Origin of the sequence: Nocardia gamkensis NBRC 108242 (assembly GCF_001612985.1) — a bacterium.
Classification (GTDB): Bacteria; Actinomycetota; Actinomycetes; order Mycobacteriales; family Mycobacteriaceae; genus Nocardia; species Nocardia gamkensis.
Map to the genome: position 1 here is coordinate 83,230 of NZ_BDBM01000018.1, position 13,429 is coordinate 96,658.

The 13,429-nt window shown below is 68.7% G+C and carries 11 protein-coding genes; 8 read left to right on the forward strand and 3 right to left on the reverse strand.

Annotated elements, in window-relative coordinates:
- Positions 1-41: 41 nt before the first annotated feature.
- Complete coding sequence (locus tag NG1_RS16820) at positions 42-1,328, reverse strand: SidA/IucD/PvdA family monooxygenase (RefSeq protein WP_157114091.1); 1,287 nt, start codon at positions 1,326-1,328, stop codon at positions 42-44.
- A gap of 152 nt (positions 1,329-1,480) precedes the next feature.
- On the opposite strand from NG1_RS16820, the gene NG1_RS16825 reads away from it, so the two are divergent.
- Together NG1_RS16825 and NG1_RS16830 are read left to right on the forward strand one after the other, a co-directional pair.
- A complete protein-coding gene (locus NG1_RS16825; RefSeq protein WP_062971893.1) occupies positions 1,481-1,951 on the forward strand; it encodes an MTB12 C-terminal domain-containing protein in 471 nt (156 codons plus the stop codon).
- A 112-nt stretch (positions 1,952-2,063) separates the two neighbouring features.
- Positions 2,064-2,771 carry a siderophore-interacting protein gene (locus NG1_RS16830; protein ID WP_062971895.1) on the forward strand — a complete coding sequence of 236 codons (708 nt, stop codon included), beginning with the start codon at positions 2,064-2,066 and terminating at the stop codon, positions 2,769-2,771.
- A 70-nt stretch (positions 2,772-2,841) separates the two neighbouring features.
- Here the strand turns inward: NG1_RS16830 and NG1_RS16835 are convergent, their stop codons facing one another.
- Both NG1_RS16835 and NG1_RS16840 read right to left on the reverse strand, forming a co-directional pair.
- Positions 2,842-4,581 (reverse strand): ABC transporter ATP-binding protein, encoded by a 1,740-nt coding sequence (locus NG1_RS16835; protein ID WP_062971905.1) that lies wholly within the window; start codon positions 4,579-4,581, stop codon positions 2,842-2,844.
- Positions 4,578-6,419 (reverse strand): ABC transporter ATP-binding protein, encoded by a 1,842-nt coding sequence (locus NG1_RS16840; RefSeq protein ID WP_084498980.1) that lies wholly within the window; start codon positions 6,417-6,419, stop codon positions 4,578-4,580. Before NG1_RS16840 ends, NG1_RS16835 begins: the two co-directional genes overlap by 4 nt.
- Before the next feature lie 372 nt (positions 6,420-6,791).
- Between NG1_RS16840 and NG1_RS16845 the strand changes: the two genes are divergently transcribed.
- The 6 genes from NG1_RS16845 (at position 6,792) to NG1_RS16870 (ending at position 13,402) form a co-directional block, all read left to right on the forward strand.
- Positions 6,792-6,986, forward strand: coding sequence for a hypothetical protein (locus NG1_RS16845; RefSeq protein ID WP_062971921.1), 195 nt, complete (start codon positions 6,792-6,794; stop codon positions 6,984-6,986).
- A 131-nt stretch (positions 6,987-7,117) separates the two neighbouring features.
- The gene (locus NG1_RS16850) at positions 7,118-7,558 is read left to right on the forward strand and encodes a TIGR03667 family PPOX class F420-dependent oxidoreductase (protein ID WP_062971977.1); all 441 of its coding nucleotides are present in this window, start codon (positions 7,118-7,120) and stop codon (positions 7,556-7,558) included.
- Positions 7,559-7,563: 5 nt separating this feature from the next.
- Entirely contained in the window at positions 7,564-8,145 is a 582-nt protein-coding gene (locus NG1_RS16855; protein ID WP_062971923.1) for a putative glycolipid-binding domain-containing protein, read from the forward strand.
- Between the two features lie 61 nt (positions 8,146-8,206).
- Complete coding sequence (locus NG1_RS16860; RefSeq protein ID WP_062971926.1) at positions 8,207-9,136, forward strand: RluA family pseudouridine synthase; 930 nt, start codon at positions 8,207-8,209, stop codon at positions 9,134-9,136.
- A gap of 177 nt (positions 9,137-9,313) precedes the next feature.
- A complete protein-coding gene (locus NG1_RS16865) occupies positions 9,314-10,057 on the forward strand; it encodes a CPBP family intramembrane glutamic endopeptidase (RefSeq protein WP_062971928.1) in 744 nt (247 codons plus the stop codon).
- Between the two features lie 447 nt (positions 10,058-10,504).
- Positions 10,505-13,402: a helix-turn-helix domain containing protein gene (locus tag NG1_RS16870; RefSeq protein WP_062971929.1), complete on the forward strand. Its 2,898-nt coding sequence runs from the start codon at positions 10,505-10,507 to the stop codon at positions 13,400-13,402.
- Positions 13,403-13,429 lie beyond the last annotated feature (27 nt).

Below are 13,429 nucleotides of genomic sequence, written 5' to 3' on the forward strand. Positions count from 1 at the left end.
TTAGCCTAGCCTATGCCCACCGGGCGCGCGGGCCGAGTCGATCACTCGACCGACAAGGCCGGGGTCGCGCGCCGGTCCGCGGCCTGCCGGACCGTCGCGGTCTGGAGCACGCGGTCCGAAAGCGCGCCGAGGCAACTGAGATTCGGAAAACCGGGCCCCTGGGCAAGGGCCGCCAGGTTCGGCAGGTACAGCTTGCTGTCCAGGCCCGACACCGCGAGGTCGTATCCGATGGCGGTCTCGATCCGCGCCTGGGTCAGCTCGCCGCCGACCGCGAGTTCGAGCAGATCCGCGGCATTCGCGTCGAAGAGTTCGAGAAACCACAGCGGCCGCCCACCGGTCGCGTCGATCACCAGATCGGTGGTGTGCACCTGATCCGGGCGCATCTCGTTGCGCAGCGTCAGCGCGACGGCGCCGTCCTGATCCGTCACCCGCACCACGCGGCCCTGCATGTGATGCACGCGGTTGTCGGCGAGCAGACTCTCCTGCACCCGCACCGAGAACACCCCGCGGTCGGTCCGCCTGATGACGTCCCTGCGCTCCTCGATACTGAGCGACCCCCATTTGATCGGATCGCTGAACAGCGAGTTCTCGAAATAGCTCTCACCGCGGGTGTAGATCGTCGCCATCGGCGAGATCACCGAGATCGACAGCATGCCGTGGCGGATCAGCTCGTCCAGCGCCGAACCGGCGGTCTCGCCGCCGCCGATCACCGCGACCCGGGAGGCGACGGGAAGACTGCGCTTGCCGGCCAGATTCCAGAATTCGGCGATGCTGAGCACCTTCGGATGATGAGCCAGCGCCTTCTCGCTGCGGCCCGGCCCGGTGATCATGAGGCCGTCCGCCTCGATCTCGGTCGGGCGGCCGTCACCGGCGACGGCGGTGACCTGCCACCCGTCCGCCGTGGCCGCGATGGATCGCACTGTGCCGTAGACGAGTTCGAGATCGATTCCACGAGCGACCCACTGAAGGTACTTCGCCCAGACATGATGCTGGGGACTCGGCCTGCCTCGGTCGACCCACTCGGCGTAGGTGCCCTGGTCGATCAGGAACGAAGTCCAGCTGTAGGCCGTCATGGCCTCGTTGATGGCCCGGTTGCGACCGCGGGCCCAGGTGGAGTGATAGGGAAACCCGATGTCCTTCTCGGGACTGGTCCCGAGCCGGTGCTGTCCATCGGTCCAGCCACCGCTCGGCAGCCAATTACCGCCCACGGCATGGGCTTCCACCACAATCACGCGCGGCGCGGGCAACCCCAGTTCGCGCAGCACATGCGCCTTGGCCGCCACCGCCAACGCCTTCGGACCCGCACCGACGACAACAAGCGTTCCCACTGCATCTCCCACTCTCGACAAGCGCCGCACCCGTGGGCACGCCCACATCGACCGAACCTGCGTGTCTATGTTTGCATAGGCTTACCTTACAGTGAAGGCGCGCGCTCGACTCGACCATGGGTGAGCGCACACCCGAATGATTGGAAGAACAGATGATCGGAATCAGCCGAAAGACCCTCGGCGCTCTCGCCGTTGCCGCCTCGGTCCTGACCGGCGCCCTCGGCACGGTCGCCACCACCGCGGTCGCCCAGGCCGCACCGCTCGTCACCCCGATGCATGCCAAGGCGCCCGGCACCGGCGAGCTGCGCGCCAAGATGGCCGTCCTCTTCAACGCGGGCGCTTCGCGCTCGGCGCGGGCCGCCGAACTGGAGAACGGCGAGGCCGGCCTGGCCGCCTTCGATCGCGCCGCGGCGCTGATCGCGGTCGCACCCGCGAGCTGGCGGTGGGATGTCGTCGGCCCGGTGAGCGTCGACGGCGACGTGCTCTCCGCCAAGCTGCTGACCTCGACCGAGGGGTACGAACCGTGGTACTTCGATCTGTCCTGGCGGCAGGTCGGCGGCACCTGGAAGCTGACCCAGGAGTCGGTGTGCACCATCGGCAACTTCGTCGGCGCGGGCTGCTGAAGCTCAACCGCGACAACCGAAGTGCCCCGCCGCTCGCGGGGCACTTCGCCGTCGAGGGCCGGACACTCCGTACGACGTGACCGCCAAGTATTCTTAGGCTAACCTCAGTTGCATGAGCAGAGGATTCAGCGGCGTCGTGGTCAAGGCGTGGGGCGGCAAGGACTACCGGCTCACTGTGACATCGACCGAAGAGGTTACGGACAAATTCGTTCGGCTCGGCTTCGATGCCGGTGGGCTGCTGGCCGACCACCCCGTCCATCCCACCCAGTGGATCCGCGTGTGGATTCCCGAGGCGGACAGCGACAAACTGCACCATCGCGCGTTCACCCTGGTCGATCCCGATCCCGCGGGCAACCGCTTCTGGATCGAGTTCGCCCTGCACCACGGCCCCGCCGCGGACTGGGCGCGCAACGCCGACGTCGGCGATCCGCTCGACGCGAGCGTGCTCGGCTCCAAATTCGCGCTGCCGGAAACCGCCCCGAGCGAGTACATCGTCTTCGGTGACACCGCCTCGCTGCCCGCGATCAACTCCCTGCTCGACGCCATCGGCGACACCCCCGCACGGGTCTGGCTCGAATGGCAGTACGAGTCCGACCAGACCCTCCCGGTGCGCAACAAGCCCCACCATCAGGTGACCTGGCTGCAGCGCGTGGACGACGGCCGCCTGATGCGGGAACAGGCCCAGGAGATCACCTGCGCCAAGGACGCGTTCGGCTGGGTCGCCTGCGACGGCGCCACCACGCGTTCGATCGTCAAGACCCTCAAGACCACGCACGGATTGCCCAAGACTTCGATCAAGTACCAGGCGTACTGGAAGTAGCCCGCGCACACCAGCGGCGATAACGCCGCCCACTACCTGAGGTAGCGGGCGGCGTTATCACTGTGGACCGTCAGACCGCCGCGGCGGGCTCCAGACGCCAGCCCGCGGCGCGGGAGCGCTCGTTCCAGAAGTCGGCATAGCGGCCTCCGAGGGCCAGCAGCTCGTCGTGCGTGCCGCGTTCGACGATCCGGCCGCCGTCGATGAACAGGATCTGATCGGCGTGCGCGATGGTGGCCAGTCGATGTGCCACGACGATCACCGTCTTGCCCCTGGTCACTTCGTGCACACCGCGCACGACCACCGCCTCGCTGTGCGGGTCGAGCGCACTGGTCGCCTCGTCGAGCAGCACGATGGGGGCGTCCTTGAGCAGGGCGCGGGCGATCGAGACCCGCTGCCGCTCACCACCCGACAGCGCCGCACCACCCTCGCCGACCGGTGTGGCCAGCCCTTCGGGCAAGCGCTCGACTATCTCGTCCACACTGGCGGCCTGGGCGGCCCGCCACACCTCGGCGTCGGTCGCCTCCGGCTTGCCGATCCTGATGTTGTCGGCCACCGAGCGATCGAACAGGTAGACGTTCTGGAAAACCAGGGCGAGCTGATTCAACAGCGTCGGCGAAGGTTGTTCGCGCACATCGTGTTCACCTACCACGACACGACCGGAATCCACGTCGTAGAACCGGGCGGCCAGCTGCAGCAGCGTGGTCTTGCCCGCACCGCTGGGGCCGACGATCGCCGTCGTGGTCCCGGGCGGCACGCTGAAGGTCACCTCGCTCAGCACCGGCTCGCCCGGGCGGTAGCCGAAGCTCACATTGTCGAAGACCACCGAGGGCGCGCCGGGCGTCACCGGGGATGGCGCCTCGGGAAGAACGGGTTCGGCCAGCAGATCTCCGACCCGCCCGACGGCGGCGGCCGCGGCGCGCAGCCCGTTGCCCAGCTGGGCGGCCTGATTCAGCGGTTCGATGAACCGCGCGCTGACCGCGATCAGCGCGATCGCCGCGGCCGTCGAGATCGCCCCTCCGGTGGCCCTGCCGACCACGACATAGGCCAGGACCAGGAAGACCGCCTGCACCGACAGCGCGAACAGGATCAATCCCGGTACGGCGGTGAACACCTGGCGCGCGGTCGCCGACCGCTGCCGGTGCAGCGCCGCGTCCAACGCCCGGTTGCCCGCGCCCACGGCCCCGAAGGCCCGCAGCACCGGTTGCGCCTGGGCGAATTCGAGCACCCGGGCGTCGGCCTCGGCCGCGGCGGCATGGGCCTGTTCGTCGGAGCTGCGGTAGGCGCGCGAGGCCAGGCCGTTCACCAGGAACAGGACCGGGGCCGCCAGCAGCATCGCCAGCGAGATCCGCCAGTCGATGAACAGCATGCCCACGGCGACACCGAGTGGAACGACGATGCCGTTGAGCACCCGGGCCACCAGATACGCCACCGCGCCCTGGATCTCTCGCACGTTCTCCACGGCCATGCGCGACAGCGGACCCGCGCTGTGGGTCTCGAACCAGCCGAGCGGCAGCGCGTTGAGATGATCGCCGATCCTGGTCTGCAGGCCGCGCTGCATGCCGACCGCGATGCGCAGACCGACCGCGGTCTGGAAGTAACCGAAGACCGCCATCGCCGCGACGGCGAGCGTCATCAGCAGCGCCCAGGTCCACGCTCGGTCGAGGTCGCCGTCGAACAACGACTCGAGCACCGGGACGAGCAGCAGGTAGGCGACGGACTGGCTCAGCGCCTGACCGATGATCACCAGCAGCAATGTGGGGGTGAGCCCGGCGTATTCGGCGGGAACGAGCCCGAGAAGCTTGCGGATCATCGAATCTCCTCGCTTTCGACGAGCGCGACCGCGTTCAGCGCCGCCTCGTTGATCTCCCAGAGGCGCTGATAGGTGCCGCCGGCATCGCGCAGACTCCGGTGGTCGCCCTGTTCGACCAGAAGCCCGTTCTCCAGCACCAGGATCCGGTCGACGCCGGTGATGGTGTGCAGGCGGTGTGCGATCACCAGGACGGTGCGTCCGGCGACCAGCGCCGCCAGCGCGTCCTGCACCGCGGCCTCGGACTCGGGATCGGCGAAGGCGGTGGCCTCGTCGAGCACCAGCACGGGGCTGTCGGCGAGCAGCGCGCGAGCGATCGACAGCCGCTGCGCCTCGCCGCCGGACAGCGTCGCGTCGACACCGATCTCGGAGTCGTATCCCCGCGGCAGCGCCACGATCCTGTCGTGGATCTGCGCCGCTCGCGCGGCGCGCTCGAGCGCGTCGTCGGGGGCGTCCTGTGCGGCCATCCTCAGGTTGTCGCGGATGGAGCCGCGGATCAGGCGGACGTCCTGGAAGACGAATCCGACTGTGCGATACAGCTCATCGGTCGAGTAGTCGCGGATGTCACGACCGTCGATCGTGATCCGTCCGCCGGTCACGTCGTAGAAGCGGGGCAGCAGCTTGGCCAGCGTGGATTTACCGGAGCCACTGGGGCCGACCAGCGCGGTGATGGTGCCGGGGGCGAGTTCGAGATCGATGCCGCGCAGCACTTGGCGGTCCTCGCGGTAGCCGAAGGTGACCGACTCGAAGCGCACCACACCGGCCCGGTCGGGAACTTCCGATTCGGCCTTCCCGGCCGCCAATTCGGGAGTCTGCTGCAATTCGTGCAGGCGCACCGCGGCGGCGCCCGCCGCGCGCAATGCCTGCCCGCCGTAGCCGAGCCCGAGCAGCGATCCGCCGAGACCGAGGCCGACGAGCAGGAACGGCAGCACATCCAGCGGCGCGACCCAGTCGAGTCCGACCGCGGCGAGCCCCGCCAGCACGATCACCAGCATCATGAAGACCGGCGTGATGACGATGTCGGAAACCGCCTGCAACCGGATCATCGGCGTCTTCCACCGGTCGAAGGCGCGGGCTTGGGCGTCCACCGCCTCTTGATATTCGGTGTGCGCCTTGCCCGCCTGCCCGAAGGCACGCACCACCTGGATGCCGTCGACGAATTCGACGGTGCTCTCCTGAACGCGGTTCTCCCAGCGGGTGTATACGGCGAGCCGGTCGCGACTGTCCTGATCCATCATCCTGCCCAGCGCGACGGCGTAGACCACCAGCGGGATCAGCAACGCCACGGTGAGCCGCCAGTCGACACCGAACAAGTAGCCGAGGGTGACCAGCGGTACGACGAGCGCCCCCACGAACTCCAGTCTGGCGTGCGCCACGAGATAGTGCAGCGCCTCGACGTCATCCTGCAGGTACTTCTTCACCTCGGTGGAGTTCCGCTCGCCGAACCAGCCCAGCGGCACCCGGGTCAGCTTGTCCGCCAGCGCCCGGCGCACATCGAGCTGATATTTCCCGTCGAGCAGATGCGTCCAGGTCAGCGCACCGGCTTGGAGCAGGGCGCGGACCACCAGGACGAGCACCGCGATCGTCAGCAGACGCCACACCCGGTCGGTGTCCACCCGCTCGTCGATCAGTTCGCGACAGGCCTCCACGATCAGCACGAACGGCACGACCGTGCACACCGACGCGACCGCCATCACGATGCTCGCGACGTTCAGCGGGCCGCGCACGGGCGCGAGGATGTCCTTGCGCGCCTGCGCCTCCTGCCGCTTGCGTTCTTTCGTCACCGCCTTCGGCGGCCGGTTTCCCGTCTCCGCCTTCGGCGGCGCGACCTCCACCGTCATCTGTCCTCGCCTCCCGACCTTCCCGGCGCAGCTCGCCGGCATCCACCCATCGCCATCAACAAGGAAGGTTAGGCTAACTTACCAAGATACGGTAGGGGCGGCCTGCGGTATCGACACGCGAACAGCGGTGCGCACAGTCCACAGCGCCCCGCGCCCGATGTCGTCGCCCGCTTCGCGAATGACGGCGGGCCTGGAATTCTCCTTCCCGACTTATTTCGTCAATGTGTGAAAACTGTGCCGAGCCCGTGGTTTTCGAACTCCCGACGCGCCGGGGAATCCTCCGTGAACGGCGGCCCATCCTGGCCCGATAGCACGTGCGCATCGCTACCTTCAACCGAAAGCGAACCCATCCGACGCGCAGGAGTATCGAATATGTATGGCACGGCGAATTTTTCGGTTCTGACCGATTGCGCGAAAGATCCCGGCGAACTGACCGCGGGCCGAGCGCACACGGCCATGCAGGTGCACCTGGATTGCAGCGTCGAATTGTGCCGGGTCCGGCGGCGCGCACGCAGGACGCTGGTCGAGGCTCGGCTGATGGTGCTCGACGAGCGCGCCACGCCGTAGTGGCGTTCACGATGGACGCGCGGCGCTCGTGCCTCGGCTCGCCGGTGCGCACGGCGATGAACTCGCACGCACCGGAGTGGCTTTTGTGCGTGGAGCGGAATCGTCCCGGCGGCCGAGGTGTTGACCCTGGCATGACCGCAACGGCATCCGATCGATCCGCCACCCCCGTCGTGGATACCGAGACCGAATTCGGCGGACGACTCGACCGCGAGTCCGTTCTCTGGCTGACCACCATCGGCCCCACCGACACCCCGCAGCCGAACCCCGTCTGGTTCCAGTGGCGCGACGGCGAGTTCCCGATCTTCAGCAAGCCCGGCCAGCCGAAGGTGCGCAACATCCAGCGCAATCCCCGGGTCTCGCTGAACCTCGACAGCACCGAACACGGCGGCGACGTCGTCGTGCTCACCGGCACGGCGCGCGTGGTCGAGGAACGCCCCGGCGCGGACGAGATCGACGCGTTCACGAAGAAGTACGCCGACGGCCTGCGCTCGATCGACCTGACCGACGAGCAGTTCTACGCCGAGTACTCGGTCGTGCTGCGCGTCACCCCGGACCGGCTGCGCGGATTCTGATCCCCATGATGTTCGAGCCGCCGCCGCCCACCGCCGCGTGGCGGCACCGCACCGCCCGCGAAGGATTCGAGGTGGCGTATTTCCGGGTCACCGAACTGGGTGTGCTGATCGACGGCTGCACGACGGCCGTCGAGGACGGCGCGGCATGGGTGGTGGACTACCGGATCGCGCTGGACACCGAATGGCGAACGTGCCGGGCCCAGGTGGGCGTGCGTAAACCGGGCGGCTGGAACACGCTGGTGCTGGAGTCCGACGGCGCGGGGTCCTGGCTGCTGGACGGCATGCCCGCGCCACTGCTCGACGGCTGCCTGGACGTGGACTTGGAATCCTCCGCGCTGACCAACGCCCTCCCGGTGCACCGGTCGGCGTGGGAGATCGGCGACGGCGCGGACGCCCCCGCGACCTACGTGTACGCCTCCGGCGCCGCGGTGGCCCGGTTGGAACAGCGCTACGTCCGCATCGCCGACGGCGCGCACGGACCGCGGTTCCACTACGACGCCCCCGAGTTCGACTTCACCTGCACCCTGGACTACGACAAGTCCGGCTTGGTGCTGGATTACCCGGGTATCGCGGTCCGCGCCCACTGAGCGCCCGGCGCGGCACGGCCTCGGTTATCCCGGATCCGGCCTGCGGTTAGGGTCGATACCGATGAGAAGGCGGCAACAACCGCCGTTGCCCAAGCGGCACGGCTTGGACCCGGCCCGGCTGCGACTACCGGAGCAGGGTCACTGGGCGACCATCCGGGACCACCTGGTGGAGCGCCTGCCCCGGGTGCCCGCGACGCGGATCGACGAACTGCTGCACGCGGGCGGCATAGTCGACCTCGACGGCCCCATCTCCCCCGACGCGGCGTACGTGCCCGGCGGCGCGGTCTGGTTCCACCGCGATCTGCCCGAGGAGACGTCGGTCCCGTTCGACATCCCCGTCGTGCATCGCGACGACGACCTGCTCGTGGTGGACAAACCGCACTTCCTGGCCACGATTCCGCGTGGTCAGCACATCTTGCAGACCGCGCTGGTGCGGCTGCGCCGGGAGCTGGACCTCCCCGACCTGATCCCGGCGCATCGGCTCGACCGCGTCACGGCGGGCCTGCTGCTGTTCGTGATCAACCCCGCCCGCCGCGGCGCGTACCAGACCATGTTCCACAAGCGCACCGTGCGCAAAGAGTACGAGGCGATCGCGCCGTTCGACCCCGCCCTCGAACTGCCCCGCGTGGTACGCAGCAGGATCATCAAGGAGAAGCAGGTGCTCGCCGCCCAGGAGGTGCCGGGCGAGCCCAACGCGGAAACCGAGATCGAACTGCTCGAGCACCGCGACGGCCTCGGCCGCTACCGGCTGCGCCCGCACACCGGCCGGACCCACCAGCTGCGCCTGCACATGAACAGCCTCGGCATCCCCATCCTCGGCGACGACTTCTACCCGGTGCTCACCGACAAGCCCGTCGACGACTTCACCAGGCCGCTCCAGTTGCTTGCCGCCTCGCTCGAGTTCACCGACCCGATCACTCGCGAACCGCGCCGCTTCGAGACCACGCGCACCTTGCAGGCCTGGACCGATCCACAGGGGTGGGCGGGCTGACGGCGCCCGGGATCACGCCGCACCCCTCGCTGGGCATCCTCGCCGACCGGGTGACGCCGGTCGCCCGCCTAAACGGCGGGGACTCCAGCGGACCGCCTCGGTGGCGAGAAGTGATCGATCCAGCGATGACCCCGCGATGCGTAGCGAAGCAGACATCGATTTGTAAACTTGGCCGAGATGTCTGAGCCGGCTCTAGCAGCACCGCCCCGTCCACGCCACGAAGTGCACGCCTCCGTGGACGTCGCCGTCGTAGTGACCGTTCTGGCGGGCACCAATCTGATCGCGCACTTCACCACCGCGTGGGCGAGCATCGTGACGGTGCCGGTCGCGGCGCTCGTCCTGCTCGCGCTGGTGCGCAGGCGCGGTCTCGGCTGGTCGGAACTGGGCCTTTCGCCCCGGCACTGGCGGCGGGGTTCGCGCTACGCGCTCGCCGCGGCAGCGCTGGTCCTCGCGGTCGTGGCGATCGGGGCGGCGCTACCGTTGACCCGGCCATTCTTCCTGGCAGATCGCTACGCGACCGTCTCCGGCGCGCTGATCGCCTCGATGATCGTCATCCCGCTGCAAACCGTGATACCGGAGGAGCTGGCCTTCCGCGGGGTGCTGCACGGCACACTGCTTCGCGCCTACGGTGCGCGGGGCGTCTTCGCGGCGGGCTCGCTCTTGTTCGGTCTCTGGCATATCGCGTCCTCCTTCGGTCTCACCTCGGGCAACCGCGGTCTCAGCGGCGTCGTCGGCGGCGGCGTCGCCGGACAGGTCATCGGGATCCTGCTCGCCGTCCTCGCGACAGCCGCGGCAGGCGTGGTGTTCACCTGGCTGCGCCAACGCAGTGGAAGCCTGCTCGCTCCGATCGCCCTGCACTGGTCGGTCAACGGCGCGGGAGCCTTGGCGGCCGCCATCGTGTGGCACACCACGCTGAGCTGAGTCTTTTCCAGCGCCTGCGGCGCTGGGTGTTCGGTCTCGCTTCGCTCGGAACCGGGAGTTGAGGTGCGCTGGCGCGGGAGGGTCGAAAATGCGGATCCGGGGCTTACGCAGGATCGGGTGATCGGTTCCGGCACGTTCGGTGGGAACACCGCGGCTGTCGGGTGTGTCGGTGTTCGGCTGAGGGATAGGGTGCGGAAGATTCCGTGTGTTTGCCAAGCGCCGATTCGAACTGAATTTCGACACGCGGAGGGCGCCGATGAAAGCGCCGCTCATCCGGATTTTCGAGCAAGGCCATGAATTTCGCCTGTTCGGCGTGTCGCCTTCGGCCCGGAGACCGTCACATTGACCACGAGCAGAGGTCGGTTTAGTCTCACTCCGATCACACATATGTTCGAGCACTCATGTCTCCACCACCCGACATGACACCTGCTCTTGGGAAGGCTCGCGATGCCCGACGAACCCTCGAACAGTAGTTCCGAGATTGCCGCGCTGGCACAGCAAGTCGAGACCGCGCGCGGCAAATTGCCCCTGCAATTGGATCCGGCACTGTTGGAAGTGCTGTCCGAACGCGAGATCACCGCGGAGCGCGAACTCGCGGAATGGATTCGTGCGCAGCGACGCAAGCAGCGGCGCCGGGAAATCGAGGCGGAGCTGGCCGCCGAGCAGCGTGATCGGAAGTCGGCGGCGGCGTTGCGCCGCTCGGAGGAAGCCGACGACCGCTGGCACCGGCGCGCGCTGGCGGCGCGACGGCGGGCCTCCAGCGAGGACGCGCGCCTGGCGCAGCTCTACCGGCGGGCGGAGTGGTCGTCGCGCGCTTTGATCGCGGTCGTCGTCCTCGGCATGGTGTGGGCCGGGGTCAACGTGCAGCACAATCTGGTGCCCAGCGGCGACATGTCCGATCCGCTGTACTGGTTGAGCTACGGCATCGAGGCGATGATCTCGATCCCGATCATCACCATCATGGTCGCGGCCACGACCGCGGCGCGGTGGGGCCGCGAGCTGGCCCGCGGCAAGGTGCTCTTCTTCGAGGCGGCGCTGCTCGGCACCACCGTCGCGCTCAACACCGGACCGCACCTCGCCGCGGGCGACCTCGGCCGCGCCGCCGAGTACGCCATCGCGCCGGTGATGGTCGGCGTCGTGATCTGGCTGCACGCCTGGGTGGCCGCGCGGTACGCGGTGCTGATCGACGGCGCGCCGGTGATCGAGCGCGACCGGCAGATGATCCGGGTCGACGCGCACCCTGCCGCGGGCACGCCGGATGGCGGCTTTCACACGCTCGACGCAGCGGCGAACGGCGGCCGGCTTCCGTGGGAAGAGACCAGCACCGCCCGCGTGAACGGCGGCCACGGTGAACACGACGCGGTGCTCGGAGTCCGAGCGGACCGGCTGGGCGACCCCGATGTGCATCATCGCGGACTCGACGCTCACCAGCGCTCCGCTCCGGTCGACCCGACCGGTGGTCACCGTGATGTCCGGCGCGACGAGTCCACCGGTTCGGACATCCCTGTCAGGCCCACCCATGGTCACCCCATCGATTCGCCGCACAACGGCCACTCGGTCAACGGTCACCGATTCGAGCAGTCCGTGGCCGACCACGCGCCGGGCGCGTCGGCGAACCCCGTGAACGGCGAAGCGCGCATGCCCTCTCCCGCTTCCGCGGCCGACGAGCGTTCCACCAACAACTATGCGGTAGTCCCCAGCCCGAACGGTGCCACATTTCCGCAGGCCCCGACCGCCCGCCCGCTCCAGACCACAGTCAACGGCCACACTCCCGACCTCTCGGTGAACGGCCACACCGTCCGGCCGGTCGATGCGAAGCCCAGCGATTCCCCCGTCAACGGCAACGCGCACCACCTGCGCGTCAACGGACATACCGTCCATCCGGCCACCAACGGCCACACCGCCGACGGCAACGCCCAATCCGCGCAGATCAACGGACACACACTCCACCCGACCACCGACAGCCACACCGTCGGATTCCCCGCCACCACCGGCCAAGCTGCTCCCGAGCAGGTCCCCAGCACTCCCAACGCCAACGGCCGCAACGTCGAGCGCCCCGGCGACAGCAACGCACACCCGTCGCAGATCAACGGAAACACTGTTCGACCGTCCGCCGACATCGCTGCTGCCCCTGCCAATGGCAATGCACTCTCCCCGCAGGCCGCCGACAACCACACCGCCGGCGCCCCGGCCGAGACCAACGTGCAGCACTTGCGGGCCAACGGTGATCCGGTTCGGCCCACCCCCAACGGCCACACCGCCGCGTTCCTCGCGAACGGCGATGCTCCCCACGGGCAGATCACCGGCGTCCACGGCATCAACGGCCATACCATTGCCGCTCCCGCAGGCAATGGGCACAACGTCCGTCCGATCACCAACGGTCACACCACCGACATCAGTCCGCATCCTCTTCCGGTCGACAGGCACACCGCTTCCCTCGCCGCGGAAGACCACCTGGGCACCCACGCTGCCGACGAGAGTGCAACTCCGTCCGTTGTCAGCGGCCGAGAGGAGCCGTCCTCCGAGCCGGTCGCGTCGATCGACGATCGCGTCTCGGATGTCCGCACCGACGTACACATGAGCCGAGCGGCCGACCCGGAAGCGGCACAGTCCTTCCCGGTCGCTGCCGAGCATGCCGCGATCACCGGAGCGGAAGCGTCTGCGCCCGTCAGCCGGAAGCCGCGTCTCGAACCCGCGCAGCCCGGTGCGGCCCAGCAGATCTCGCTGGATGACCTGCACGCCGGATTCGGTTTCGACGAGCGGTCGGCACGGGCGAATACCGCGACACCCCCGCACGCGAACCCCCATCCGAGCGAACATTCGATCGAGCGCGCACATCGCGGCGACGACGTGGCCCGGCACCCGCGCTCCACCGAACTCACCCGCACACCGCCCGCCGCCACCGCCGACACCGCCGCACAGGTGCATCCGAACGCCACCGCCCCGCGCGCGGCGAAACGCGGAAAGTCGACGTCCGCCGAGCAGAACGACCGCTCCGCCGACGCGGAGAGCGAACAACTGGCCCTCGAGGAAACCCCCCAGCCCACGCACCCGCGCGTCGAACCGATGCCGATCCTCGATGCCGATGACGAGGACGACGAATTCCCCACCGAGCCGGAGGAAGCCGACACCGACGACGACGAGATCTCCGCGATCGCGCGGGCCATCACCGACCGGCGCCTGTCCGCCCTGCCGATCGAGGAGGTCAGGGAGATCCTGACACTCGCCGATCAGGGCGGTTCGACCCCCGCCATCGCGAACGAACTCGGCGTCTCCCGCTCCGCGGTCACTCGCGTGCTGGACTCGGCGCTCAAAGTCCACCGCCCCTACGCGGCCATCGGCTGAGCGCCGCCCGACGGCCGGTCGCTTCGG

What these genes read in the sequence shown, in the direction of transcription:
- NG1_RS16870 (WP_062971929.1), top strand. Translation starts at nt 10,505, where the DNA reads ATGCCCGACGAACCCTCGAACAGTAGTTCCGAGATTGCCGCGCTGGCA.
- NG1_RS16865 (WP_062971928.1), top strand. Translation starts at nt 9,314, where the DNA reads ATGTCTGAGCCGGCTCTAGCAGCACCGCCCCGTCCACGCCACGAAGTG.
- NG1_RS16835 (WP_062971905.1), bottom strand. Translation starts at nt 4,581, where the DNA reads ATGATCCGCAAGCTTCTCGGGCTCGTTCCCGCCGAATACGCCGGGCTC.
- NG1_RS16830 (WP_062971895.1), top strand. Translation starts at nt 2,064, where the DNA reads ATGAGCAGAGGATTCAGCGGCGTCGTGGTCAAGGCGTGGGGCGGCAAG.
- NG1_RS16860 (WP_062971926.1), top strand. Translation starts at nt 8,207, where the DNA reads ATGAGAAGGCGGCAACAACCGCCGTTGCCCAAGCGGCACGGCTTGGAC.
- NG1_RS16850 (WP_062971977.1), top strand. Translation starts at nt 7,118, where the DNA reads ATGACCGCAACGGCATCCGATCGATCCGCCACCCCCGTCGTGGATACC.
- NG1_RS16845 (WP_062971921.1), top strand. Translation starts at nt 6,792, where the DNA reads ATGTATGGCACGGCGAATTTTTCGGTTCTGACCGATTGCGCGAAAGAT.
- NG1_RS16840 (WP_084498980.1), bottom strand. Translation starts at nt 6,419, where the DNA reads ATGACGGTGGAGGTCGCGCCGCCGAAGGCGGAGACGGGAAACCGGCCG.
- NG1_RS16855 (WP_062971923.1), top strand. Translation starts at nt 7,564, where the DNA reads ATGATGTTCGAGCCGCCGCCGCCCACCGCCGCGTGGCGGCACCGCACC.
- NG1_RS16825 (WP_062971893.1), top strand. Translation starts at nt 1,481, where the DNA reads ATGATCGGAATCAGCCGAAAGACCCTCGGCGCTCTCGCCGTTGCCGCC.